This is a genomic window from Acinetobacter sp., from assembly GCF_041919735.1.
In the GTDB taxonomy this organism is placed as follows: domain Bacteria; phylum Pseudomonadota; class Gammaproteobacteria; order Pseudomonadales; family Moraxellaceae; genus Acinetobacter.
In genome coordinates, this window is the sequence record NZ_JAYRTF010000017.1 from 1 (window position 1) to 25,308 (window position 25,308).

Annotated in this window: 25 protein-coding genes; 12 read left to right on the top strand and 13 right to left on the bottom strand. The window is 48.7% G+C overall.

The window, feature by feature from the left end:
• Positions 1-225: 225 nt before the first annotated feature.
• A complete protein-coding gene (locus ACE3T3_RS10765; RefSeq protein ID WP_374666904.1) occupies positions 226-1,710 on the top strand; it encodes an NACHT domain-containing NTPase in 1,485 nt (494 codons plus the stop codon).
• Between the two features lie 283 nt (positions 1,711-1,993).
• On the opposite strand, the gene pyrE is transcribed toward ACE3T3_RS10765, so the two are convergent.
• Positions 1,994-2,644 carry an orotate phosphoribosyltransferase gene (pyrE, locus tag ACE3T3_RS10770; RefSeq protein ID WP_374666761.1) on the bottom strand — a complete coding sequence of 217 codons (651 nt, stop codon included), beginning with the start codon at positions 2,642-2,644 and terminating at the stop codon, positions 1,994-1,996.
• A 39-nt stretch (positions 2,645-2,683) separates the two neighbouring features.
• Between pyrE and ACE3T3_RS10775 the strand changes: the two genes are divergently transcribed.
• Together ACE3T3_RS10775 and ACE3T3_RS10780 are read left to right on the top strand one after the other, a co-directional pair.
• Positions 2,684-3,502: an exodeoxyribonuclease III gene (locus ACE3T3_RS10775; RefSeq protein ID WP_374666763.1), complete on the top strand. Its 819-nt coding sequence runs from the start codon at positions 2,684-2,686 to the stop codon at positions 3,500-3,502.
• Positions 3,503-4,170: 668 nt separating this feature from the next.
• Entirely contained in the window at positions 4,171-4,518 is a 348-nt protein-coding gene (locus tag ACE3T3_RS10780) for a Spx/MgsR family RNA polymerase-binding regulatory protein (protein WP_374666765.1), read from the top strand.
• Positions 4,519-4,669: 151 nt separating this feature from the next.
• On the opposite strand, the gene ACE3T3_RS10785 is transcribed toward ACE3T3_RS10780, so the two are convergent.
• A complete protein-coding gene (locus ACE3T3_RS10785) occupies positions 4,670-5,107 on the bottom strand; it encodes a DUF2147 domain-containing protein (RefSeq protein WP_374666768.1) in 438 nt (145 codons plus the stop codon).
• A gap of 154 nt (positions 5,108-5,261) precedes the next feature.
• On the opposite strand from ACE3T3_RS10785, the gene ACE3T3_RS10790 reads away from it, so the two are divergent.
• Positions 5,262-6,173: an alpha/beta hydrolase gene (locus tag ACE3T3_RS10790; RefSeq protein WP_374666770.1), complete on the top strand. Its 912-nt coding sequence runs from the start codon at positions 5,262-5,264 to the stop codon at positions 6,171-6,173.
• A gap of 115 nt (positions 6,174-6,288) precedes the next feature.
• Here the strand turns inward: ACE3T3_RS10790 and ACE3T3_RS10795 are convergent, their stop codons facing one another.
• Entirely contained in the window at positions 6,289-6,855 is a 567-nt protein-coding gene (locus tag ACE3T3_RS10795; protein WP_374666772.1) for an FMN-dependent NADH-azoreductase, read from the bottom strand.
• A gap of 249 nt (positions 6,856-7,104) precedes the next feature.
• Here ACE3T3_RS10795 and ACE3T3_RS10800 point away from each other — a divergent pair, with 249 nt between their 5' ends.
• The gene (locus ACE3T3_RS10800; RefSeq protein ID WP_374666774.1) at positions 7,105-8,295 is read left to right on the top strand and encodes a GGDEF domain-containing protein; all 1,191 of its coding nucleotides are present in this window, start codon (positions 7,105-7,107) and stop codon (positions 8,293-8,295) included.
• Here ACE3T3_RS10800 and ACE3T3_RS10805 read toward each other — a convergent pair.
• The 5 genes from ACE3T3_RS10805 to ACE3T3_RS10825 all read right to left on the bottom strand — a co-directional run bounded on the left by ACE3T3_RS10805 (position 8,292) and on the right by ACE3T3_RS10825 (position 12,697).
• Positions 8,292-8,957: a glutathione S-transferase family protein gene (locus ACE3T3_RS10805; RefSeq protein WP_374666776.1), complete on the bottom strand. Its 666-nt coding sequence runs from the start codon at positions 8,955-8,957 to the stop codon at positions 8,292-8,294. The two genes, ACE3T3_RS10800 and ACE3T3_RS10805, sit on opposite strands and share 4 nt — an antisense overlap.
• Before the next feature lie 33 nt (positions 8,958-8,990).
• Entirely contained in the window at positions 8,991-10,793 is a 1,803-nt protein-coding gene (gene dsbD, locus ACE3T3_RS10810) for a protein-disulfide reductase DsbD (protein WP_374666778.1), read from the bottom strand.
• 40 nt (positions 10,794-10,833) lie between these two features.
• Positions 10,834-11,610 (bottom strand): transporter, encoded by a 777-nt coding sequence (locus ACE3T3_RS10815; RefSeq protein WP_374666906.1) that lies wholly within the window; start codon positions 11,608-11,610, stop codon positions 10,834-10,836.
• Positions 11,611-11,631: 21 nt separating this feature from the next.
• A complete protein-coding gene (locus ACE3T3_RS10820) occupies positions 11,632-12,174 on the bottom strand; it encodes an ankyrin repeat domain-containing protein (RefSeq protein WP_374666780.1) in 543 nt (180 codons plus the stop codon).
• 157 nt (positions 12,175-12,331) lie between these two features.
• The gene (locus ACE3T3_RS10825) at positions 12,332-12,697 is read right to left on the bottom strand and encodes an HPF/RaiA family ribosome-associated protein (RefSeq protein ID WP_374666782.1); all 366 of its coding nucleotides are present in this window, start codon (positions 12,695-12,697) and stop codon (positions 12,332-12,334) included.
• Between the two features lie 484 nt (positions 12,698-13,181).
• On the opposite strand from ACE3T3_RS10825, the gene ACE3T3_RS10830 reads away from it, so the two are divergent.
• Both ACE3T3_RS10830 and ACE3T3_RS10835 read left to right on the top strand, forming a co-directional pair.
• On the top strand, positions 13,182-13,919 hold the full coding sequence (locus tag ACE3T3_RS10830; RefSeq protein WP_374666784.1) for an outer membrane protein OmpK: 738 nt from the start codon (positions 13,182-13,184) through the stop codon (positions 13,917-13,919).
• Between the two features lie 93 nt (positions 13,920-14,012).
• Positions 14,013-14,516, top strand: a complete 504-nt coding sequence (locus ACE3T3_RS10835; RefSeq protein WP_374666786.1) for an N-acetyltransferase family protein — start codon at positions 14,013-14,015, stop codon at positions 14,514-14,516.
• On the opposite strand, the gene ACE3T3_RS10840 is transcribed toward ACE3T3_RS10835, so the two are convergent.
• From ACE3T3_RS10840 to ACE3T3_RS10850, 3 genes are all read right to left on the bottom strand, one after another.
• Positions 14,508-14,996, bottom strand: a complete 489-nt coding sequence (locus ACE3T3_RS10840) for a DUF1877 family protein (protein ID WP_374666788.1) — start codon at positions 14,994-14,996, stop codon at positions 14,508-14,510. The two genes, ACE3T3_RS10835 and ACE3T3_RS10840, sit on opposite strands and share 9 nt — an antisense overlap.
• 263 nt (positions 14,997-15,259) lie before the next feature.
• Positions 15,260-17,137 carry a DNA topoisomerase IV subunit B gene (parE, locus tag ACE3T3_RS10845; protein ID WP_374666790.1) on the bottom strand — a complete coding sequence of 626 codons (1,878 nt, stop codon included), beginning with the start codon at positions 17,135-17,137 and terminating at the stop codon, positions 15,260-15,262.
• A 253-nt stretch (positions 17,138-17,390) separates the two neighbouring features.
• Entirely contained in the window at positions 17,391-17,999 is a 609-nt protein-coding gene (locus tag ACE3T3_RS10850) for a YqiA/YcfP family alpha/beta fold hydrolase (RefSeq protein WP_374666792.1), read from the bottom strand.
• Positions 18,000-18,244: 245 nt separating this feature from the next.
• On the opposite strand from ACE3T3_RS10850, the gene ACE3T3_RS10855 reads away from it, so the two are divergent.
• The gene (locus tag ACE3T3_RS10855; protein ID WP_374666794.1) at positions 18,245-19,576 is read left to right on the top strand and encodes a hypothetical protein; all 1,332 of its coding nucleotides are present in this window, start codon (positions 18,245-18,247) and stop codon (positions 19,574-19,576) included.
• A 66-nt stretch (positions 19,577-19,642) separates the two neighbouring features.
• Here ACE3T3_RS10855 and ACE3T3_RS10860 read toward each other — a convergent pair whose 3' ends face one another.
• Positions 19,643-20,170, bottom strand: coding sequence for a disulfide bond formation protein B (locus ACE3T3_RS10860; protein ID WP_374666796.1), 528 nt, complete (start codon positions 20,168-20,170; stop codon positions 19,643-19,645).
• 20 nt (positions 20,171-20,190) lie between these two features.
• Entirely contained in the window at positions 20,191-21,768 is a 1,578-nt protein-coding gene (gshA, locus tag ACE3T3_RS10865; RefSeq protein WP_374666798.1) for a glutamate--cysteine ligase, read from the bottom strand.
• A 207-nt stretch (positions 21,769-21,975) separates the two neighbouring features.
• Between gshA and ACE3T3_RS10870 the strand changes: the two genes are divergently transcribed.
• The 4 genes from ACE3T3_RS10870 (at position 21,976) to ACE3T3_RS10885 (ending at position 25,301) form a co-directional block, all read left to right on the top strand.
• On the top strand, positions 21,976-22,515 hold the full coding sequence (locus tag ACE3T3_RS10870) for a DUF924 family protein (protein ID WP_374666800.1): 540 nt from the start codon (positions 21,976-21,978) through the stop codon (positions 22,513-22,515).
• A gap of 55 nt (positions 22,516-22,570) precedes the next feature.
• The gene (locus ACE3T3_RS10875) at positions 22,571-23,128 is read left to right on the top strand and encodes a hypothetical protein (RefSeq protein WP_374666802.1); all 558 of its coding nucleotides are present in this window, start codon (positions 22,571-22,573) and stop codon (positions 23,126-23,128) included.
• Positions 23,129-23,144: 16 nt separating this feature from the next.
• Entirely contained in the window at positions 23,145-24,458 is a 1,314-nt protein-coding gene (locus tag ACE3T3_RS10880) for a DUF445 domain-containing protein (protein WP_374666804.1), read from the top strand.
• Positions 24,459-24,713: 255 nt separating this feature from the next.
• The gene (locus ACE3T3_RS10885; RefSeq protein ID WP_374666806.1) at positions 24,714-25,301 is read left to right on the top strand and encodes a hypothetical protein; all 588 of its coding nucleotides are present in this window, start codon (positions 24,714-24,716) and stop codon (positions 25,299-25,301) included.
• The last annotated feature ends 7 nt before the right edge of the window (positions 25,302-25,308 follow it).

A 25,308-nucleotide genomic window follows, 5' to 3' on the forward strand; every position in this document is an offset into this window, starting at 1 on the left:
TTCTCTGTCACTTGTTTAACTGCTTCAATTTTGAATTCTTCAGGGTATCTTTTACTGCTCATAAGCACCTCGTTAATTAGCCATTTTATCTAACTAAAAGGTGTCTACAAAATCGGTGGCTATTCAGTTCATATCAGTGAGTTCTATTATCCAACAAAAGTTTATATTGGGGATGATTTACAAACAATTAATAGTATTTCTGAACTTAAAGTCGCTAATAACATTATTGTTGAGGGAACTATTGGTCATGGTAAATCCATGTTCATGCGACATTTAACGCTAAGTGAAGTATTGGATGGTAAACGTCTCCCTATTTTTTTTGAGTTAAGACGATTAGGCAAAGCAGAGAATCTCCAAGCGGCCCTTTGTAGTAATTTATCAGACTTATTTGATGTTGAAATTAAAGAAACAGACTTTTTTCATTTAGCTAGAAATGGCTATTTAACTCTTTTCTTAGATGGATTTGATGAGATATCAAGTCCAGAAACTATAAATTCTGTCATTAGAAATCTAGAAAGTTGGGCTACACGATTTCCACAGATGAGAATAGTGTGTTCATCTCGACCTGACTCTAGTATTCAAAATAGTGTATTCTTTTATCCTGTAAAAATAAGTAATTATGATGATAAAGATCAACAAAACTTTCTAAATAATTTAGTTAAAGATCATGATATTACTAAGCAATTAATGGATAAAATTTCTAATAGTTCTATAGATATGCAAGATCTGTTACGAACTCCATTAATGCTTACATTATTTCTCAGAACTTATGAAATTAAATTAAAAACCCCGATGTCATTGTCAGATTTCTATTCAGACTTATTTGACGTTTTAATGAATAGGCATGATGCACTAAAAGCTCCATTTAGTAGGGGGCGATTTATTGATGTTGAAGACAGTGTCTTACAGGATATCTTTGAGGAATTTTGTTTATATACCAAAGAAAATGGTAATAAATTAACTTTTTCTTTAGCATATTTTAAGCATGGGTTAGAAAAGAGTTTGGAAAATTTAGGTATCTCGATAGAGCCAAATAATCTGGTTAAAGAGTTTACTAAGAATATCTGCTTAATTTTACAAGATGGTAACGACTACAGCTTTATTCATAAAAGTGTACAAGAGTTTTTCGTATCTAATTTAATTAAATCATTTGATATTAGTTATCTAGAGACATTTTATAATGACATGAGATGTATAGAAAACTCTAAAGAGTATGTAGTCGAATTAGCTTTTTTGCGAGAATTGGATAAGCTAAATCACACTAAACATTACGTTATACCTTCTTTAAATTATTTCTCGGATTTCTACGAAGATAAAAAAGAAGGAAAGCTACACCTCTTAGATCATTTATTTGTTGCCTTTAGTAAACAGAATCCTGATAAGCCTATATTTTTAATTAAATTCCCATACGAGTTCCATCGTAATTGTGCTTACATTCATAGGAAATATTTATCACCGTTTATAATTCAAATTTTATTCTCAAAAGATATGCCTGCATTTCAAAGAATTATAACTTGTGATATTTCTGATGAAAAAAATGATTCTATCAAAGAATTAGAAATTAATACCAAAGAGACGAGATTCTTAAGACAATATGTGCAAGTAAATTCTATGAATATGCACTTATTAGAGAGTCTTAAGCAAGAGCTAGAAGAAGCAAGAGCCTATATTGCGACCAAATCAAGATTGCCCTATAGAGTTAAGCGATAAAATATCAATTATATTAAAAGATATTTTATAGTTTTTCTAAAATTAACATAATACACGTTATACGAAATGCTATTTTTCATTTCATATAAATCATAATCTTATCTTAATGTGAAAAGCCCAATCACCTCTGATTGGGCTTTTTTGTGGATTATTCACGTTCAACGCTCAATAAATAATCGATATTCCACAACAGTGTTTAACTTGACTAAACACTATTACGTTCAAAGACAAATAAAAAGGAAGCCGCAGCTTCCTTTGTAACAACCTTAGAATCTAAAAAATCTTAGATTCCGTATTTCACACGGTAGGCTTCCATTTTCGCCAAAGCATCTTTTTCGCCTTTAGCATCCAGAAAATCCATTAAATCTTTCATGTTAATTAACGCATGTACTGGAATTTCCAGTTCTTTTTGCACTTCTTGAATGGCAGAAAGATCGCCCTGACCTTTTTCTTGACGGTCTAACGCAACCAATACCCCTGCAATTTGCGCGCCCGCATTTTTCAAAATAGTCACCACTTCGCGGATTGCTGTACCTGCGGTGATCACATCATCAATAATCCAGACTTTTTTGCCGGCAACAGATGCGCCAACCAGCACGCCGCCTTCACCATGATCTTTGGCTTCTTTGCGGTTAAAACCCCAAGGCACGCTCACGCCATGATTTTGCGACAAAGCCACAGCTGTTGCTGCAACAAATGGAATGCCTTTGTATGCAGGGCCAAAAATGACTTCTACATGATCGCATTGTGTTAATTTATCTGCATAGCCTGAAGCCAAGACAGACAACGCTTCACCGTCATTCAGCAGGCCTGCGTTAAAAAAATAAGGGCTCACGCGGCCCGATTTTAAAGTAAACTCACCAAATTTAAGCACACCGCGTGATAATGCGAGTTCGATAAAAGCCTGTGGGTTAAATGCCGCTTGCGCTGTCATGGGGTGCTCCATTTTTCTAAGTTGAGGTTAAACCTGAGCATGATACCAAAGACTAGCTATCCAAGTGATCAAAAAATTCTAAGAGTGGTTTCAATTAACGTCAACGGCTTACGCTCTTCTGTAACCAAAGGCTTGCTGGAGTGGTTGGAACAGTCTGATGCCGACGTGATCTGCATGCAGGAAAGCCGCATTACTCATGCGCAGTGGACGGATAAATTTAAACCGGAAGGCTGGCATACGCACCTGTTCCCTGCAGAACGCGCGGGTTATGCAGGCACCGCCATCTACAGCCGCTTGCCTTTCCTCTCTGTCACAGATGGCCTCGGTTTTGAATTGGCAGACTCGCAAGGCCGCTTCATTAGCGCCGAATTTGACCTGGGCTTAGGCAAATCAGCGCACATCTGTTCGCTGTATTTGCCGTCCGGCTCATCCGGCGATGAAGCGCAGGCGCGCAAAGACCACTTTTTAGAAGAATATGCCAAAATTCTGAAGCAATGGCGCGATGAAGACAAATCCATCATTGTCTGCGGTGACTACAACATCGTGCATAAGCGCATCGATATTAAAAACTGGTCCGGCAACCAGAAATCTTCCGGCTGCCTGCCGCATGAACGCGCATGGCTGGATCATATTTACGATGATTTAGGCTATGTCGATACTTTCCGTGAAGTGCGCAAAGAAGCCGAGGTCTATTCCTGGTGGTCCAACCGCGGCCAAGCGCGCGCGAAGAACGTCGGCTGGCGCATTGATTACCAAGCCTGCTCGCCAGACTGGAAAGAGCGCACCGTCAATGCCTGGGTGTTTAAAGATGAATGGTTCAGTGACCATGCGCCGGTCATTATCGACTACAAGCTTTAAGCTTCCGCCTAATTCAGTAAACACTCGTTTACTGAATTAATGCCAATTTCCTACAAGTTCTTCCGCTATAGAAGATTTATCTCACACTTGCAGAAAGGCATTATGGTTGCACGGCACAGGGACATGTCAGGATGACACTAAAGGATAGGACGCCGTAGGAAGAAACAAAAACAGACTAAACGATTTAGCTTGTTTTTCAAGGATGTGACAATGGACGTTGTACTGAGACCCGCATGATCAGGATGATTAAATGCGGGTTTTCTCTTTTCTAAACCCATGTTTCTAAGCCCGCGCAATTCCGCTCGGCATCGCTCTCAGACGAAAATCCATAAATATCGGCACAGCTTTCTTGTTGTTGTTTTTATGTTTATTCGGTCTTGCCGTGCACAGTATGCGCTTCTTTCACTGCCAGCTTCTCAATCGGCCCGAACGCTGTCCTGTTCAGGCCTTCAGCAGCGGTTTCTTCTCAATGCGATGCTTATTCGTTTTCTTTCATCGGTTTTATTTTTAAAGCCAGTCTAAAGCGTCTGTGTGTCGGTTTAATGACAGCTGCAAAATAGAAAGAACCCATTTCAACAGCAAAAGCCCTGCACAGAAGATAGAGCTTTGCCGCGTTTTTGGTTAATCTGTAGCGCATTGCATAATGGATTCATTTAGGATGTACGCCCATGCTTAAGATTTACGGCATCAAAAACTGCAGCACTATGAAAAAGGCCTTTGACCTGCTGAATGAACTGGGCTTGGCCTACGAGTTCCATGACTATAAAAAACAGGCGATTGATGCGGCAACCGTCAAAACCTGGCTGGATGCCAAAGGCGCAGAGATTATTCTGAATAAAAAAGGCACCACCTGGAAAAAGCTCAGCGAAGCTGAACAGCAGGCGGCGCTGGCCAGTGAGGCGCATTTAATTGAAGCGTTAACCGCGCACAGCAGCATGATTAAGCGCCCCGTGCTGGAAACGGAACAAGGCCTTCTGGTCGGCTTTGATGAAGCGGCTTACCGCAATCTCAAATAAGCGTTCCGTTTGCCCAGAAAGCCTCTGCTCTCTGCTTGCGCTGCAAAATCTGCAAGCGTAAAAAAAACCAGCTGACAACAGCTGGTTTTTTAATGCCGACTCAGCCCAAACCGCTTTCTGGCTCAGCAGCTGCGGCCGAAAGCGCCGGCACTTAGTGCGCGCGAAGCCAGGTTTGGTTGCGGCCCAGCACGGCAACACCAATAAAACCGCGAAGCTCAAGCTTTTGGCCGCCATCGGTCAGTTGGCCTTTCAAGCGGTAAGTTTTGCCCGATTGAGGATCAAGAATGGTGCCGTCTTCATAGCTTGTACCGCCGGCATTTTTCAGTCCGCTGACAATACGCAGGCCTTTCAATGATTTGTTGTGGTAAGGCCCTTCACATTTACTGCAGGCATTTTCCTCGCCTTTGGTCAAAATTTGCTGGATGCTGGCCGTTAAGGTGCCATTTTTTTGCTCAGTAAATTTCACAATAGCTTTCGGCTGCTTAGTCTTGTCATCAATGGTTTTCCAAGACGTGCCATTTAAAGGGTCTGCAGCATTTGCCAAAGCAGTGAGCCCAAGTAATCCTAATGCAAGTGCGATTTTTTTCATTTTTGTTTATTTCCCTGGTCTGGTATAGACAGCTTAAGTATTCAAAACTCACAACAAATTTGCAATTTTTGAATGTGACCATTTAGTGTAACCTTGTAACTTGTGTTGGTAAATAAGCAGTCCCCAGCTCAAAAAGATAAAAAATGGAATAAACATGAAGATATCCCCGCTGACGAAACAATTATTGACAGAACGCTTCCTGAAAACTGCAATCCGCACGCCCAGCCAGTTCAATTTTCCGCCCAGCGCGCTGCGCTTTGCACTGGAGCAGCTGTGCCGCATCCTGCCGCAAAACAAAGAGATTCGTATCCGCCCCTTGCGCCTTGCCGGACTGGCTGCAGAAGAACTGAAGCCGCAAAGTGAATCAACTCAGCTGATCTTCCATATTCATGGCGGGGCATTTTTTCTAGGCTCCATGAATACCCACCGCGCGTTCCTAACGCAAGTGGCCGCGCGCACGCAAATGCAGGTGCTGCATCTGGATTATCCGCTGTCGCCGGAGCATCAATACCCGGAAGCGCTGGATGCGCTGTTTGATGTGTATTGCCAGCTGCTCGATCAAGGCATCCAGGCCAAAGACATTATTCTGTCTGGCGATTCCTGCGGCGCCAATTTAGCGCTGGCGCTGGCGCTCCGCATCCGCAATGAAGACATGCCGCAAGTCAGCGGGCTGATTTTAATGTCGCCATTTTTAGACCTGACCCTGAGCAGCGAGTCGCTGCGCTACAACCGCAAGCATGATGCCCTGCTGAGCATTGAAGCGCTGGAAGCCGGCATCGATTATTATGTGCCCAAATCCGTTGACCGGGCAGATCCCTTTGTTTCACCTTTTTTTGCCGATTTGACGGGATTGCCGCCGATTCAGGTGCAGGTCGGCTCTAAGGAAATTCTGCTGGATGATGCGCAGCGCTTTAAAGATAAAGGCGAAGAGGCTGATTTGGATATTGAATTCAAAATTTATACCGGCATGTGGCATAACTTTCAGATGTTCAGCGCATGGTTTGAAGAAGGCCAGCGCGCCTTGGCCGATCTGGCGGATTTTGCCCACCGCTTAGACCGCGATTAAACGCCAGCGCTCCGGTAAATCCCAGGCAAAAAAATGGTCAGCCGGAGCTGACCATAAAAATGCTGAATCCATTGAAGGGAGAGGTTTCAGCAGAGGAAATCTTTTATTTTCCGGCTTAGATGGCTTGAATTTGCGCCATTGCATCCGCCATCGCTTTGTCTTTCAGTTCTGCGCCCATATTCACGCCTTCAGCGCGGATAATTTCCACATCATTGACGCCAGTAAAGCCAAAAACAGTTTTCAGCAGGCCTTCTTGATAATCGACAGGGCTGTTTTCGCCATACACGCCGCCGCGGCTGCTGGCGATATACGCTTTTTTATCGCCTGCCAGGCCTACAGGGCCATTTTCAGTGTATTTGAAAGTTTTGCCGGCCACACTGATGCGATCAATCCACGCCTTCAGCGCAGAAGACACGCCGAAGTTGTACATGGCTGCGCCAACCACCACGACATCGGCATCTAAATATTGCTGAATAATCTGTTCACCCAGCGCCGCCTGTTCAGCATTTTGGCCCATTAAAATTTCAGCGGTTAAATGCGGAATCGGCTGCGCCGCCAAATCTAAATAATCAACTTGCGCATCGGCATGTTTGGCTTTTAATTGCTCAACAATTGCTTGACTCAACTGGCGGGATACTGAAGCGCCGCCCATGATGCTTGAATCGATATGCAAAACTTTCATGCTAAATTCTCATACTGTTATTTCTTCATTGCGTGCATTTTAAGGCTTTTCATAAATGAAATAATTACCAAAGCTAAGACACACTGTTTTAAAATTGGAACGGTCAGCCGTTCGCCGGCCGTTAACATTTAAGCCCCAAAATAGTCATTACCAAAGCGCGAAAAGCATGCTATTTTAATTTTAAAGATGATCTATCTATATAAACTTAAAGAAAAAAATCATAATTAACAGCAGGGTGAATACATAAGCATGAAGCTACTTCCGCCCAAAAGCGAAGCCTTCTCGAAGCAAAAAATTCTGCAATACGTGCTCGAAGATGAAGCCGTCATGAACTGGAATATCCTCAAAAAATGCATCCTCATGCTGATTTTGGGCGCTGCGGTTCATCTGACCTGGATTATCTGGAAATCCTTTGTATTACTCACGCCTGAGGTCTGGCAATGGGTTGATGTGCCTTTGGTGCGCTTTCAGCTGATCGTGAACTGCGTGTTTTTCATCCTGATGCTACTGCTGATCTGGCCCTGCTGCGTGCGGCACAATCAGCGCTGGGTCAAACTGCTGCTGCCCTATGTATCGGTTGGGCTTTTCGTGTTTTCACTCTGCCGCGACGGCTATCTGATCGGCACCTTCAGCCCCGCCACCATGATTTCTTATGTCAGCCTGGTCACTGTGGGCCTTGTGCTGTTTCCGCGCACGATTGTATACAGCGCATTCATACCTGCCACCCTGTTCCTGATCGGCTGCTCATACTTCAGCTATAGCGGCCTCTTGAGCTATGCGCCGCTGTTCCGGATCGAAGGCTACGGCTATGCCAACCGCTTCTGGCTGCTGTCGATGCTGTTTTTTATTGTTCCGATCTTATGCACCTGCCTCACGCTGTTTGAAATCCTGCTCAGCCAATGGCGCCGCCGTGAGCGGATGATTGAGCGGCTCAGCCAAATCGATCCGCTGACCAGCCTGCTCAACCGCCGCAGCATCAATCAGTGCCTGGAACGGCTGAATCATTCAAAAAATGAAAGTTATGCGCTGGTGCTGCTGGATCTCGACCACTTTAAACGCATCAATGATCAATACGGGCATCATAAAGGCGATGAAGCATTGGTTAAGGTCAGCGCCATGCTGAGCCAGCTATTGCGCAGCAGCGATGTCGTGGGCCGTTTTGGCGGTGAAGAATTCATCCTGATTTTGCATCAGTCTAATCTTGAGCAGGCGCAGCAGGCCGCAGAACGCTGCCGCGCTGCGATTCAGCAGATTGAGCTGCTTTCCGATGCCGGCCAGCCGATTCAGATGACCGCAAGTTTCGGCATCGCTGTTTCAAAACAGGAGCACCGTCCGCAGCAGCTGCTCAGTCAAGCCGATAAAGCGCTGTATGATGCCAAAGCCAGCGGCAGAAACGCCGTCAAAACCTATTTCGAGCCCAGCGCAGCATCCCTGATTTAAAGGTGAGCTTCCAGATATTCGACGCGCGCGGACTCCTGCAGAGCGCCGTCAATCCATTCACGCACTGCCGGATGTTCCAGCATCAGCTGCATATACTGCTGCGAAGATGCGCTGACCGGCAGGCCATAGGTTTTAAACCGGGTCACGACCGGCGCGTAGAACGCATCTGCAATGGAAAATTCACCGCACAAGAAGCTGTCTGAAGATGGCCGCTCAGCCCAAATCTGTTCAATCCGCGCCACATCTTTACGCAGGCCATCATCCAAGGCCCAGCGCTTGGCGCCTAATTCATCGAGATGCGCGCGGATATTCATGCCGCATTGACTGCGCAGCGCCATAAAGCTGCTATGCATTTCAGCAGCAATGCAACGCGCCCGGGCGCGTAAAGCCGCATCTTTCGGCCATAACGCCAATTGAGGATATTTTTCCGCCAGATATTCACAGATCGCCAGCGAATCCCACACCATCTGCGCCTGGTCAATTAAAACCGGCACTTTGCCATTGGGATTGGCCGCCAGCACTTTCTGCTTAAACTCGCCTGCAGATGGCTCAGCAGAAAATTCAATCATGACTTCTTCGAAAGGCAAGTCAAAAGCCTTCAGCACCAGCCATGGCCGCATCGACCAGCTGGAATAGTTTTTATTGGCAATCCACAGCTGCATCGTCATGCTCCTGATCATCTGCGCTGCTTCAGTTTAAAGCTTCTTCAGCTGCTGCAGCAATTCATCCTGTGTAAATGCTCCCGTTAAGCGCAGCCCGCGCATTTCCTGATGCTGTTCATCTAAAAATAAATAAGTCGGCGGCCCAAGAATATCCCATTGATTCAGCAAGGCTTGATGCGCTTCATCATAATGGCTCAGGTCCAGCTTAATCAGAAAATAAGGCGCTAAAGCCTGCTGCACCTCAGCCGTTTTTAAAATGCGGTGCTCAATCGGCTGGCAAGCCACGCACCAATCCGCATAAACATCAATCACCGCCTTTTGCCCCGCAGGGATTTCACTCAGCAGCTGCTGAAATTCTGCAGCGGTCCTTGCCTGATGCCAAAGCGCCTGCGCAGAGGCCGGCTCGGCAAAAAAGCGCTGGCTTTGCTGATACTGGCTGTAGAGCGCATAAGGGACAGCGGCGCACAGCACCAGCACATACAGCCATTTCAGCTGCGTGCTGCGCCGAAAAATGCACCAGGCAATATAAAAAACAAAGCTCAGTTCCAGCGCCAAAGACAGCCATTGCATCCAAGCGTCACTCATCAGCGGGCGGACAAAATACAGCGCCAGCCCCAGCATGATAAAGGCGAACAGCACTTTAATCTGATTCATCCACATGCCGGCTTTCGGCAATACCCGCGATCCGAGCACACTGGCCAGCAGCAGCGGCGTTCCCATGCCAAAACCCAGCGTAAACAGCAGCAGCGCGCCCTGCCATTGGCTCTGTGTTTGAGAAATAAACAGCAGCGCGCCCGCCAAAGGTGCGGTCATGCATGGCCCCACCAGCAAGGCGGAAATCATGCCCATCACCCCTGCGCCCATCAGGCTGCCGCCTTTTTGCATGGATTGCGCATGGTCTAAGCGCTGCACCAGCGCACGCGGCAATTTAATTTCAAACAGCCCAAATAAGTTCAATGCAAAAACCACGAACAGCAGGCTGAAGGCAATTAAGGTTGAGGGCTGCTGCAGCCAGCGCTGAAAATTCAGTCCTGCCGATGACGCAATCAGCCCCAGAACCGCATAGACCATGGCCATACTGCAGACAAAGGTCAGCGCAATCATCCACGCTTTCAGGCCTTTGCTGTCACGGACAATCAAAGAGGTGAGAATCGGCAGCATCGGCAGCGAACAGGGGGTAAAAGCCAGCAGCATGCCTAAGCCAAAAAACAGCAGCAAGCCATACGCCAATGAGCTTTCGGCCAGCTTTTCAGACCACATTTGATCTTTGGCCGCATCTTTTGCTGCAGATTTTGCTGCAGAAGCTTCGGCCGGTGCAGGCTGAGCGCCAGCGGTGCTTGGCGCAGCCTCACCGGATGCACTGTTTTGCAGATTGCGGCTCGCGGCCAAATCCAGCAGCTGCCGGGTCTTGCCCTGATTCTGCACACTGACTAAGCCATTGGCATCTGTTTTGAAATCAATGCTTTGCGGCGGGTAGCATACCCGGTCTTTAGCGCAGCCCTGCCAAGTCACATGGTACTGCTGCGACGCCTGTGTCGGAATCAGCAGCTGCAGCTGCTGATAATACACCTGCACTTGGCCAAAATTATCATCATGCAGGCTTTCTGCCGGCGGCAGTTTCAGCGCCAGCGGCTGATTGCCCTGCTGCACGCTGATTTTGTGCTGATACAGATAATAATTCGGCGGAATGCTCCAGCTCAGTTCAGCCTGCTGCTCCGAGCTGGAGATCACAGTCAGCGGAAAAGCCTCTTCTGCAGACAGCAGCGCCGTTTGCGCATGCAGCGGCGCGCTGCATGCCAGCAGCGCCAGTACTGCGCTATAAGCCAAGGTATTCATGCCAACCGTTTCATCCTGAAATTATCCTGCACCGCGTGCATCAAAAGAGATAGGAAACGCCTAATCCAGATTGGTAGCCTTTGTCTTTGCCATTTAAATCCACACCGATGCCGGCATCCAGCTGCATGCGGTCATTCACCGCATAAATCAGCCCTGTGCCTAAAGCATATTCTTTCTCTTCACTTTCCGCTTTGCGGAATATAAACTCAGAATAGCCGGACAATTTTCCGGAAATCTGATAGCCCAGTGTTGGAATGGCTGATACAGCCCAATTGCCGTCTTGCACTTCATAGCGCATGGTGATCGATGTATTCAGCAAATCGCTGTAAGCATACGATACGGCTGAGCTAAGGCTGTAAATATCATCTTCATTGCTAAAGCCTTCATTGCCTGTCGCAATCACCGCTTCGGCCAAAATCGCCATAGACAGCTGGTCATCATCCAAATCAATGGCTTTTTTCAGGCCAATGCTGACATCGCCCAAACCGTCTTCTTCAACATTGCGTCCGCCTGTTTTGGTCTTAGACCATGACGGGCCTTGCCAGCCCAGCTGCAGCTCTAAATCTTTGGCTAAGCCGGTGCGTAAAAGCATGTCACCGTTCAGCGTCACTTGCTTGGTTTTTTGACCATTGGCATCGGTGCTTTCCTGATAGGATGCGCTTGGCAGGCCCTGTTCCCATGCCAGCTGGCCGACAGGCGTGATGCCTGTGCCGAAGCCTGTGCCCGGCCGGTCAAATGAAAAATCTGCAGCCAAACCATAGGTGCTGGCTCCCGCCAGCGCTGCAAAGGCAAATGCCGTGATTGTTTTGCTTATCATCGTCATGCAAATTCTCTTTAATTACGCCAATTCTTTGGTCATTTTTGCGCCATGGCTGCGCAGCAGTTCTAAAGTCTGCTTTTCTTCATCCAGCGATTCGGACCAATTGATTTCATCAAAATCGCAGTCAAAAAATAAATCACTGATTGAAGACAGGATGGTGAGGCCTTCGCTATCTTTGCTGTTCGGATCCACTTTTTCATCCAGCAGGCGCTGCACGGCCGGCGTGCAGGCAGCGCTGGCGGCATCCCACAATGGGCCGTACAGTTCTTCAGCATCCCAAAGATGCAGATTCACTTTTGCCTGAATCAGCGCATCCAGAATCTCCAGATGCACCGCCAAGCGTTCCTGTTTCTGCTGCTCAGATAAAGGCGCGCCTGCCTCATAGGCTTCACAGATCTCTTCCCACCACTTAAACAGGCCATCAGACCACACAGAAATTGCCGGGCCCTTATCAAAATCGATAAAGTTTGGATTCAGGCCGTCTGCTAAAAGGCGCTTTACCTGCTCAAGGTTCTGCTCTTCTAAAGCCTGCACAAAAACTTGCTGCTGTGCTGTTAACATAGGAAAGCTCTTCTTCAAATGATTGATGACTATTATGCCGAATAAAGCATCTTTTGTTTTGACTTAATGCAAAACAAGCTGTATTTTTCTTTATCCTGTTTTTAATTCAGCGCCCAGCATAAAAAAAAGCCCCGCAGGGCTCTTTTTCGAATTACGCTTAAGCGTCTTCATCATCCAGATCAGCTTCAGCAAAGGCTGGCTGAGCTGCACGCGGATTCTCTTTTTTCTCGAACACGTGCTCTAAGCTGCGTTTCAAGCGGTCGATCGCGCCATGAATTGCCGTATCAATATTGTGGCCTTTATGGCTCACCACGACAGGCTTCAAACCTGCAGGACGCGCTTCGATCATGCATTTAATGTCGTCGCTGCCGCCTTTGTCTCCATTTTCATCACTAAAGTGCACCGAAAAGTGAGTAATACGTTCACTATGGCGCTGGAATTCCTGATTCAGTTCTGCACGAACGTACTCAATTAAACGGTCACTGTTTTGAATGTTCTTATCTGTACGGATTTCTATGTTCATAATATCATCCTCTAACTTTCTGGATTATCTATAAAATATTGTGCAAAACTTTCTTATTTCGGCACGCTTACATCTGCTGTTTTATACAGCCAGAACATCTTCAACTTAGTTTGGAACGGGTCCTCCACATTGAATGATGACACTTTTTATAGTCTGCAGAACTGTGTCCTTATACTTCGAATATCGGGCCTAACTGAAAAATATGCAAGCGCTATTTTATATATTTTTTTAAATCCCTTATATTGATTAGGGTTTTATTCCGCGGCCGCATCACCGTTTACTGTGCATTCAAAAAATCTATTTTTAGATATTCTTATCAATCACTTATTTTAAACAAAATAAATCACCCCGATCCAGGGCCATGGCACTGCGGTTTAAATCTTAGTTTTCATACGGAATTTTTTTTATCCATCAATCAATTTTGGCTTTATTTTTGCTAAGGAATCTGTATCCTTTCAGTGCTTCTCGGGGGAGACCTTTTTTAATGAAACTTACACAATTCACAACCGCATGCGCATTGGCTTCAGCTGCTGCCTTCACTCAAGCTTCGCCTGTCGTATGGCAAGATTTCAGTTTAACGGGCCTATATGGCGACAACTATGAAGTTGGAACTGAAGACCGTACTACTGCGACTGTAGAATATGCCGCGAAATTGAAATACTCAGATGTATTTTTCTTCGTTGACCAGCAAGTCGATGGCAACAACGATCATTCTACATACTTAGAGTTATCACCGCGTTTGAGCCTAGGTGAAGTGTCTGGCAAGAAACTTTCTGCTGGCCCAATTAAAGATGTTCTTATTGCAACAACCTGGGAACATAATGCCGGATACAGACAGAATCAGGAATTCAACAACTTCCTGTATGGTGTAGGTTTCGATCTGGATATCCCTTATACGCAATATGCCAGCATCAACTTCTACCGTGCTGACAATGATACTCAGAAAGACGACTATCAAATGACCATCACTTATGGCGTGCCATTTAAGCTCGGTTCTGAAGATTTCCTTGTTGACGGCTTCCTGGACTGGTCAACTGCTGAAAAAGGCGATCACGCAAGCGAATTGAACTGGACCACACAGTGGAAATGGAATGTCGGCAAGCACATTTCTCCAAAAACCCGTTTATACCTTGGTGTTGAACACTCTGTTTGGAACAACAAATACGGTATTCAGGGCGCAGATCAAAATGATGTCAGCGCTTTGGTTAAATACCACTTCTAATTCCACAGCGAATTAAAAAGCAAGGCCCAGCGCCTTGCTTTTTTTATGCCTAAGCCCTCTAATAAAAGCTTCTTTTCTCTGCTGCCTTCAGCCATGCCTTTTCAAATCCGCTCCGCCACAGCGCAAGACCTGCCGGCCATTCTGGCCATTTACAATCCAGAAGTGCAGCATGGCTTCGCCACATGGAATGATCAGCCCTTCAGTCTCGAATCTTTCCAAAATAAGCTGCAAAAATTTCAGAACAACGGCTGGCCGTTCTGGGTGATTGAAGATCAGGACAATTTAAAGATTGCCGGTTACGCCGATTATGCGCCTTTCCGCAATTTTTCCGGCTACCGCCACACTGCAGAACATTCCTTGTACGTGTCACCGGACTACGCGCGCCAAGGTTTAGGCAAGCGCCTGCTGCAGCATTTAATTGAACATGCCCGGCGGCAGGGCAAACATATCCTCGTTGCAGGCATTGATCATGGCAATGCGGCCTCCATCGCCCTGCATCAGCAGTTTGGCTTTATTCAAACCGGCTATATGCCGCAGGTCGGGCAAAAATTTGGCCAATGGCGCGATTTGGTGCTGATGCAGCTGGCCTTAAATTAACTTTTCCGGCTGTATCTGTTGCTGAATTACGCTGAGCACCGCCAAATTCTGCCTTACCGCCGTGCGGTAAAAATCCTGCAGCTGCAGATAAATCAATTTCAGTTCCGCCAAATAAAGCTCCTGCGCCAATTCTTCAGGCGCAGTCTGCACCACATCAAACTGATAACGCTTTTTCAGTTCACTTACACTCAGATTTTGCAGCTGCTGCTGAATTTCGGCAGTGCGCACCACCGTATTGTAATGCACCGCTTCAGGATGATCGATCCGTTCAGACAGCGGATGCTCCGCCTGAATGGCATACTGCAGCGCGGTTGCCGCTTGCGGCTGAGGGTTGAGCGCACGGTTCACGGTTTCCCAAGCATGGCCTAAATAGAAGGACTGCTGGATAAAGGGAGAATCTAAGACAGCCTGCGCATTCTCCGCCTCCAGGATTAAAGTTTCTAAATCATTCGGGTGAATTAAAAATAAACTGGCTTGCATCGGTTATCTTCTTATCATGGCTTTTATGTCAGATTAAACAAAACGAAAAAAGAAATCTGCTGAAAAATTGTATATATACATGCATCAGCCAGCCCAGGCCTTTGCGCTTTCATGTAAATAATCCATTCTTTTCCATAAACGCTAAAACCTGCAGGCAAAACCCAAACAGCCTTCGTCGCCCGGCTGTTTCATGCCGGCCATGCAGAAAAAGACACAAAAAAACCGCACTGATTGCGGTTTTTTTGTTTACAGAATTGCATCAATTACACGGTCAATTCCGCTAAATTGCCTTTCTGCTCCAGCCAGTGCTTGCGGTCGCTGGAGCGTTTTTTCGCCAGCAGCTTATCCAGCAAGCCCGCAGTAAAGTGCATATCATCCAAATCCAGCTGCACCAAACGGCGGGTATCCGGATCCATGGTAGTTTCACGCAGCTGGCTGGCGTTCATCTCGCCCAGCCCTTTAAATCGGGTGATTTGCGGGTTCTTGCTTTTGCATTTTTTCAAAATGCTGTCCAGCTCATCATCGTCCAGCGCGTAATGCACATCTTTGCTGTCATCAATCCGGTACAAAGGCGGCATGGCGACAAATAAATGCCCTTCTTCCACCAAGTTTGGGAAATGCTTCACAAACAGCGCGCAGAGCAACGTGGCGATATGCAGGCCGTCCGAATCGGCATCGGCCAAAATGCAGATTTTGCCGTAGCGCAATTCAGACAAATCATCGCTGCCCGGATCGACACCAATGGCAATCGCAATATCATGCACTTCCTGAGACGCAAGCACTTCATCCGAAGAGACTTCCCAGGTATTTAAGATCTTGCCGCGGATCGGCATGATCGCCTGGAAGTTTTTATCACGCGCCTGTTTGGCGGAACCGCCGGCAGAATCCCCTTCCACAATAAACAGTTCAGATTCTTCCAGCGTATGGCCGACGCAGTCCGCCAGCTTGCCCGGCAATGCAGGGCCGGACACGATTTTTTTCCGTTCGACTTTTTTGGCCGCTTTCAGACGGCGGCCGGCTTTGGCGATCGCCATCTCCGCCAGCTGCATGGCGATATCCGAGTTTTGGTTCAGCCATAAAGCAAAGGCGTCTTTGGCAATATTCAGCACGATGCCGGAAGCTTCACGGCTGGATAAGCGCTCTTTGGTCTGGCCGGAAAACTGCGGCTCCTGAAATTTCAGCGACAGAATGAAATTCACGCCATCCCAGACATCTTCCGCCGACAGCTTCATATTGCGCGGCAGCAGGCTGCGCAGTTCACAGAACTCACGGATGGCATCGGTCACGCCTGAACGCAAGCCGTTGACATGCGTCCCGCCCTGCGCCGTTGGAATCAGGTTGACATAGCTTTCCTGCACCTGCTCGCCGCCTTCGACATTCCAGCAGATGGCGAACTCTGCGCTGGCGCGTTCCGCTTCACCTGTGGCGACAAAAGCCGGCATCGGCAGAATCTCGCGGTCCTGCAGCTCGTCCATCAAATAATCAACCAGGCCATTTTCAAACTGCCATTCGATTTTTTCATCGTTGATCTTGTCGATATAATTAATCTGCAGGCCGGCAGCTAAAACAGCTTTGGCTTTCAAATTGTGCTTTAAGGCTTTTAAAGCAAATTTCGGCGAATCAAAATATTTGGCTTCTGGCCAAAAATGCACTTTGGTTCCCGTTGCGCGTTTCGCGCATTTGCCTTCCAGCACTTCCAAAGGCGCAACAGGCTCGCCGTGCTCAAAGGCCATTTTATACAGGTTGCCCTGACGCTGCACTTCCACTTCAATACGGTCAGACAGCGCATTCACCACAGAAATGCCGACCCCATGCAAGCCGCCGGAAAACTGATAGTTATCGGTACTGAATTTGCCGCCCGCATGCAGCTTGGTCAGAATGATTTCAATCCCGCTCTGGCCGTATTCCGGGTGAATATCAACCGGCATGCCGCGGCCATTGTCTTCTACCGACAATGATCCGTCTTTATGGACTGTGACGGTGATTTTATTCGCATGCCCAGCCAGCGCTTCATCGACAGCGTTATCAATCACTTCCTGCGCCAAATGGTTTGGACGGGTGGTGTCGGTATACATGCCCGGACGTCTGCGGACCGGATCCAAACCAGATAAGACTTCAAGTGATTGAGCGGTATACGTCACGTTGCAAAATTCCCTGCATGAATGGGTTAAAATATTAATCTTCAGCGCTACAGTATATTCTTTTTCGCAAAAAAGCATATCCATCACTTTCCCAGCGCTATTTCTTTCGCCAATTGCGGCTTTTTGGCGTCAAATCATGACGTAGCAGGGAGCAGCCGATCTGCTTTTGCTTCTGTTTGACGGGATTCCACGGCCGTTGAACCGCCCAGCGCCCTTTTGCCCGCCTTTCTGAAAAACGCCTGATACAGTCATTTTAACGCGCCGCATGGCGGGATAAAAACTGCAGAATCATCGGAATTTTCTGGGCAAAATCATCCATCCCGTGATTGCCGTGGCTTTCGCTGATGACGACCGCCTGAGTTTCCGGCTGGCTGAAAAAAGCCTGCGCTTCGCGGTAATCCAGCACTTCATCGCCCTGCTGCAGCAGCACCAAGACCGGCGCATGGCCGCTGTATTGATCTATCGCCATTTTTTCTAAGGCATTCAATTGCGCCTGATCCAGCGACCAGGCATCGGTCACCGCATACGGCAGCTGTTCATCGGAAAAAATCCGCCTGAATAAGCTCCATGGCTGCATGGCGGGATTAATCAGCACGGCCGGAAGCTGATGTTTGGCCGCCAGCTGCAGCGCATAAAAACCGCCGAGGCTGCTGCCCGCCAGCACTGTCTTTGCTGCGCCCAATTGCTCAATCAGCTGGGAAACCCGCTGCAGCGCCTGTACAGGCGCCAAGTTCAAATCCGGCAAATGCACTTGAATGCCGTCGGTTTGCGTGCCGGTCCAATCCTCGCAATAGCGTTTCAGCATTTGGCCTTTGACTGACATGGCGCTGCTTTGAAAGCCGTGCAAGTAAATCACATTCATTACAGACTCCTTAATGGGGCGTGTTCCGCTGAGAGCAGTCTAATGTGACAATGTTCACATTTTACTAAAAAGTACAATATCTGAAAAATTGTCAGACAAAATAAGCCGGCGTCGATTTCAAATCTATGTATTTTAAAATGAATTCGAGATGAATCACAAAATACAGCAACAAGAAAAGCCATCTCTGCACAGCTCATGACGATGCCGTGGCTGCGGGGAAAGCGCAAAGAATAGGAAAGCAATCAATGCCGAGTTTGACGCCGCTGCATGAAACCTATTGCAAATGGGACCGCACACCGCCCAGCCAGGCTGATGTTTTAGAAGGCCTGGCGCAGCTGGTCACCATGCGCTTCAGTGATGTGGTGCATGACCTGATCCAAAATATCCAGCGTGAATTGCTGATCAGCATCTTTGGCATGAGTGAACAGAAATCCAAAAAATTCCATAAAATTCCTTATGTCGCCAAGCTTTACCAGCTCACCTATGAAACCTTTTTCAATTACGGCAATTACTTGCTGGCGCCTGGGCTGCGCAGCATCATTGAAAAATTTCCGCGCCTGCATGACAAGCCGATGACGCCAATGCTGCATTTTTTGGTCGGCGCGCTGAATGGGGTTTTGGGCGATTATTTGCTGAAATATCATAACCCGATGGCGCTGCCGATGGCGGTCTATGACCATTACGGCGCAGTGCAGCAAGGAGAACTGACCGGGCGCATCACCCTGCTGGTGCATGGCCTGTGCATGAACCATCTGGACTGGTCGACCCGCAAATACGGCGGCATCGGCGAAAAGCTGCTGGCGCAGCGCGACCACAACACCATGCTGTATCTCAGCTACAATACCGGCCGGCGCATTTCAGCCAATGGCCGCAGCCTGTCCAATACCTTGGAAGAACTGGTTCAGCGCAATCCCGGCATCACCAGCATTGACTTGATTGGCCACAGCATGGGCGGGCTGGTTTCCCGCAGCGCGCTGTTCTACGGCAAGCAGAATATGCAGGGCTGGATTCATCAAGTTGAAAATTTAGTCTGCCTCGGCTCTCCGCATCACGGCGCGGTGCTGGAACGCATCGGCTTTGCCTTGCAGAAGCGCTTGCGCCGCATCCCGATGGGAAAAATTATCGGCCATATCGCCAATATCCGCAGCAACGGCATTCTGGACCTGCGCTACGGCAGCGTGCGCGATGATGACTGGGAGCACAATGACGTGCGGATCGGCCTGATGGATGACAACCGCAAGCCTGCGCCGATTCCCTCGCATATCAATACTTATTTGGTTGCGGGCACGATTGAATTTGAAAACCGTAAAAACCGCACGCTGCAAGTGATCGGCGACTATTTGGTCAGTGTGAAAAGCGCCTTGGGCGAACATCCGAACCCGCGCTATCAGCTGAAAGTGCCGGATGCGCATAAAGCGATTTTTTACGGCTTGAACCACTTTGAAATCCAGCATCATCCGCAGGTGGCCGAACAGATTGTGCATTGGTTTTATCCGAATGCTGAAGATACTCAATGCACTGAAATTCATGAGTTTATGATGGATTTAGAGCAGTTTGAAGGCATTGCCATGACTTAAGCTCATCCAGCGCCGCCTCATCAAAAAGCCCTCTGAACAGAGGGCTTTTATTTGTTAAACTGGCAATCAGTATTTATCTCTTAAGCGCTTCACTGGCGCAGTTTGATATTTGCGCAGCAATTGCCACAGGCTGATCAAAGCCAGCACGCAGAAAAAGGCCAGCGACCACACCGGCAGCGAGAAACCCAAAAGCATCCAGTCCACCCGAGCGCATTCACCAGAACCGGTCAGCACCTGCTGAAAAACTGACTTCAGCGGCAAGGTCTCCAGCCAGTAGTCCAGACCTGGGCCGCAGCTCGGCACTTGATCCGGCGGCAGGCTTTGCAGCCAGACATGGCGCGCCGCCACACCGGCCGACCATAAAATGGACAGCGTACCCAAGAAAGCGTACACGCGCTTAAAGCCATTTGAAACCGGGTTATGCAAAAAGGCAATCAGGGAAATCAGGCCCAGCCCAATCAGGCCTAGACGCTGGAACACACATAATGGGCAAGGTTCAAGGCCTTGAACATGCTCTAAATACAGGGCAAAAGCCATGCCAATAACACTGGCTAAAAACAAAAAACCACTCACGAAGCGGTAACTCCATTGCATGGCATATCCTCTTAATTTTTTTATCGAAAATGGGTTAAATACTGGTCAAAACTGACCGAATTGTCTTGCTCAAGCGCTTTTTGGCGCTGTATGGACGCTTGAGCGGTCTCATCAAAATAAGCTATTTTTTCAGGGCTCAGCGGATGCTGCTCATAGGCTTCCGCATGCTGCTGCGCCATATAGCTGCCAAAATTCCAGGTACCGCCTTGCGCCAAGGTATCTTCAATCACTTTCGCCGACAGCGTTTCATCCACTTCATCCACACGCGACTGCATGACCGCCAGCGCGCTGCTGTACAACTGTGTAGCATAAGCGCGGTCCAGTAAAGCCGCCAATGACTGCATTTGTGTTAAATAGCCGCGGCACCATGCTTCAATCGGGATGCTCTGCCCCTGTTCAACAATAGCCGCATTCGGCGCACGGCCGCGGTTCACGACCTCGGCCTGATTCTGCTCAATGATTTCCTGCTCATCATCCAGCAGCTCTGGACTGTCCTGCAGCAGGCAATACAAAGCCAGCACTTCCAAAAAGCCGGCGGTATTTTCATCAATACCGATTGGGCTGTAAGGATTGACATCCACCGCGCGCAGCTCAACATAGGCAACCCCGCGCTTCTGCAAGGCTTCAGACGGTGTTTCGCCTTCCTGCGGCACCTGTTTTGGACGCACCAGGCTGTAATATTCATTTTCAATCTGCAGGACATGGTCATTGATTTGAATCGGTTCGCCCTGCGCATTGCTCAGGCCTAAGCGGCTGAACGGCGCATACGGGGTTTTCACCGCTTTTTGCAGGCCCTGCAGATAGCCGTCAAGATTGTTGTAGTGAATGCCCAGCTGCTTTTGCGCAGAATTTTGATAGCCGAAGCGCCCCATGCGCAGCGCAGTGGCATAAGGCAAATACAGCGTGCCTTTCAAAAGCGGCAGCAGATGGTGCTCACGGCCGGTCATAAAGCATTTGCAGACCGATGGGCTGGCGCCGACCACAAACATCACCAGCGGCGTCAGGCGGATAAAATTGCGGATCAGGCCAAAATAGCGGTGGCTGCGGTAGTCCTGCAGGCTCAGGGCTTTCAGCTGTTCATCAGTTTCAGCCGCCTGCAGTGCAGCAAAAAAATGATCCGGGAACGATAAGTTGTAATGCACGCCGGAAATGGTCTGCATGCGGCGCCCGTAGCGCACGCCCAGGCCATGGCGGTATAAGGTTTTAAAGCGTCCGATATTGGATGTTCCGTACTGCGCCAAACGGATATTGTCTTCCTGATCATCCAGCATGCACGGCATGGACAGCGGCCAAAGCTTTTCATCATTTTCCAAATGACGGTGCACCACCGCATGAATATCGGTTAACTCATCCAAGGCCTGACCGATGCTCTCTTTCGGCGGGGTAATAAACTCCATCAGCGCTTCAGAATAATCGGTGGTGATATGCGGATGCGTCAATGCGGAGCCCAGCGCTTTCGGATGATCGGCCTGAGACAGAAAACCGCTGCTTTGCATGCGCAGGCTTTCCCGCTCAATGCCGCGCAGCATGCCGTTTATATGCGTAGAATCCACCCAAGCCGGTAAAATATCTTGAGAGGTCGATTCGGGCTGACTCATTGCAATCTCGCTTAATGGAAGAACTACTGAAATAAAATCCTGTATTTATGCAGTATAACGTGATTTATTCACTGCATATGATGCCATGCCTATTTTTCAGGCAATCTTCGATTTTATTTTTGCAATTTTTTATCACAAAGTTCCTCTATATGACATGCAAAATTTGTGATCTTATGGATCAATAAATGCCAACAACATCTGAAACTTATGAATTATCAAGATATTTTAGACTTTTGGTTTGCCCCTGAAGCGCAGCCAAACTGGTTTGCCAAAAGCGATGCTTTTGACCAAAGCCTTGAAAAACAATTTAAAACGGTACTGCACAGCGCCGCCCAGTCAGAACTGTGGAACTGGCGCAGCAGCGCAGAGGGCCGCTTAGCTGAAATCATTGTGCTGGATCAGTTCTCGCGCAATATTTACCGCGATTCAGCGCAGTCGTTTGCGCAGGATGCCTTAGCGCTGGCTTTGGCGCAGGAAGCCGTCAGCCAAGGCTTAGACCGCCAGCTGCGCCCAGAACAGCGCGCTTTTTTATATATGCCGTTCATGCATAGCGAATCCCCCCTGATCCATGAATATGCGCTAAAATTATTTGAGGATCTTGGCAATCCGGTTAATTTAGATTTTGAACAAAAGCATAAAGCCATTATTGACCGCTTTGGACGCTATCCGCACCGCAACGCCATTTTAGGCCGCACGTCCACAGCAGAAGAACGTGAATTTTTAACCCAGCCCAATTCCAGCTTTTAATGGCCTGATGGGCCTTTTCTCTCCCCTTCAACCGCCAATATTCAGGAGGTTAAGCATGAAACATTTATTCTTGGCCAGCGCCTTGGGCCTCAGCCTCGCACTGGCTGGCTGTGCATCCACACCGTCAAAACCGCTGACGTTTGATCAGCTGGGACAGTTCAGCAGCACGCCGCTGAATGCGCAAACCTTCCGCATCAGCTTCAAAGCGAGTCCGAATATGAGCTTTGGCACTGCAGAAGAAATCACCCTGGTCAAAGCCGCGCAGGCCACCGTTCAAAACGGCTTCCAATTTTTTAAAGTGCTGGATGATCCAAGCAACCGGACACAGCAGCCGCCGAGACAAGCGGTGGTTTACCCAACCCCATCGCCTTATCCTTACGGCTATTACCGCCGTTATCCGGGTTTCTGGCCGGATCCGTTCTATGATATGCCGAGAGTCGTCACCCTAGACCCGGCTCAAGTAGCCTATACCATCGAATGCTTTAAAAATGAAAAAACGGCACCGAAAGACGCGTTTAATGCGCGGCTGATTTTGCAGTCTTTAGGCCCGAAATACGGCCTGAGCCCTGCAGGTGAAATTCTGCCGGCGCCTGAACCTGCCCCATCAAAATAGGAGCGCATAAGCAGCAATGCCTATAGAATCAGAACAGAACACGGTTTCCCCGAATCTGCAGCGCAGCAAGCGCTTTGCCGCCATTGCGCTGCTCATGGCCGTCTTGGCCTGGCTGGCGCTGATGGTGGCGGCCAAACTGCTGCCGGACTATGTCTGGCTGATTCATATTCTGATGCTCTCTGCTGAAGCCGGCGTGGTCGGCGGACTGGCGGACTGGTATGCCATTACCGTGCTGTTCCGCAATCCGTTCGGGAAAATGCCCATTCCGAAATTTCTGCGCGACCATACTGAAATCATCCCGCGCAACAAGGCCCGCATTGCGGAATCCATGGGCCGTTTTGTACAGGAAAATTTTCTGTCGCCGCAGGTGGTGGAGCGCAGCCTGCAGGATATCGACCTGTCGCTGGCGGCCGGCAAATGGCTGGCCAATCCTCACAACAATAAGCAAGTCACGGACGTCATCCAGCAGACAGTGCCGAAAATTTTTGAGTTTGTCGGCCAGGAGCAGATCGGGCGCTTTATTCAGAGCAACAGCGTGCAGTGGGTCAAAAATACCCAAGTCAATCATTTGGCCAGCGAAATGCTGCGCGCGGTGCTGGAAAATGACTTCCATCAGGATGTACTGCAGCGCGGACTGGACTTGGCGCATGACTGGATGATGCATCATCCTGAACAGGCGCGCGATTTAAGCCGCCAGCTGTTTAAAGAACTCGGCGTCTGGAAGCTGGCCAAAGGCGCCAGCTGGATCGGCATTGATGTGCAGCAGCGCACCATCGACTCGCTGATTCAACGGGTCGAATCAATGCTGGCCGACCCGGAGCATCCTTGGCGCAGAAAAATTGAAGAGGCTGGCCAAAGCCTGATGCACGCGCTGGCGGATAATCACAGCGCGGCCAGCATGCGCCTGAATCAAACCAAAGACGCGCTGCTGGACAGCCCGCAAGTGCTGAATTTCATCAGCGGCGCCGTAGTGATTTTATGCGATGCCATCAAAGCGGATTTGCAGAAGCCGGATTCCGGCGTGGCGCAGAATCTGCGCATCGCCATTCAGCAGGTGGGGGAAAATATTGTCTCCAATGTGGCCGTGCGCCAGCTGCTGAATGAAAAGCTTGGCGATATTGCGGTGAACCTGTCCGATCAATACAGTGAAAAAGTCATCCGCTTTATCAGCCAGCGCATTCACGAATGGGATTCCAGTGAAATGATCGGCAAAATTGAAAATGAAGTCGGCGGCGATCTGCACATGATCCGCGTCAATGGCGTGGTGGTCGGCGCCTTTATCGGCCTGATCCTCGGCATCATCCGCGCAGCGGTGGAATTTGCGCTGTAAGCGGCGCATCTGAACGGCTGAACCATCTGATGCTGCGAAGGCGGTGCAGTTTTCCTGCAGCACCGCCTTGACTCTTGATTCATGGCAAGGCCTGCGCTTCCCAAGCGGCAGCTGCTGGATCATTCACCTAAATTTGTTCTTGGGCTGAAAAGCCGTTAAGCTGGCGCCCGAACCTGCGCCAGAAAATATGCGCGCGCTGCAGAGCTTTCAGCTCTTGAAAAATAAGCTCCATCAATAACAATAAGACCCTTTTTTATGCCTACTCCATTGAATGCTGCTGCCCTGCTGGCTGCGCTCGCTCTCAGCGGCTGCCACCGCCTGTCCAAGCCGGATGAAGATTTTTCCAGCCGCATGTTAGCGCTCTTCGGCAAAGACAAAGCGCCTGCCATTGAAATGCCGGATACCGCTGAACTGGCCAAACAGGCGCAAGCGCAGCGGGACAAGCTGCTGAACCATCTGCCGAAAAATCAATGGGTGTATATTGAAAATCCGCCGCAAGGCACGGCCGATGTGCAGAATAAAAATGATCAGGATTTTATCCTGTCGCTGCGCCTGAACTGCAAAATTTCCAGCCAGCATCCCGCGTTCAGCCTGAGCGCGGCAGACGGCAGCATCGTGCTGAAGGCCTATGACAGCAGTTCCGGCGCCGTGCAGTTTCTATTGGACAACAAAAATTACGGCAACCCTTTTGACCCGTACAGCACGAAAAAAATCGCCGGATTTCAAACCGCGCTGGCTGCCGCCAAAGTGATTAAAGTTTTCAGCGCATCGAAACTCTACAGCTTTCAGAACCAGCATGCTGAGCTGCTGAACAATCCCGCCAGCTGCCGCGAATCCGGATAAAATCGAA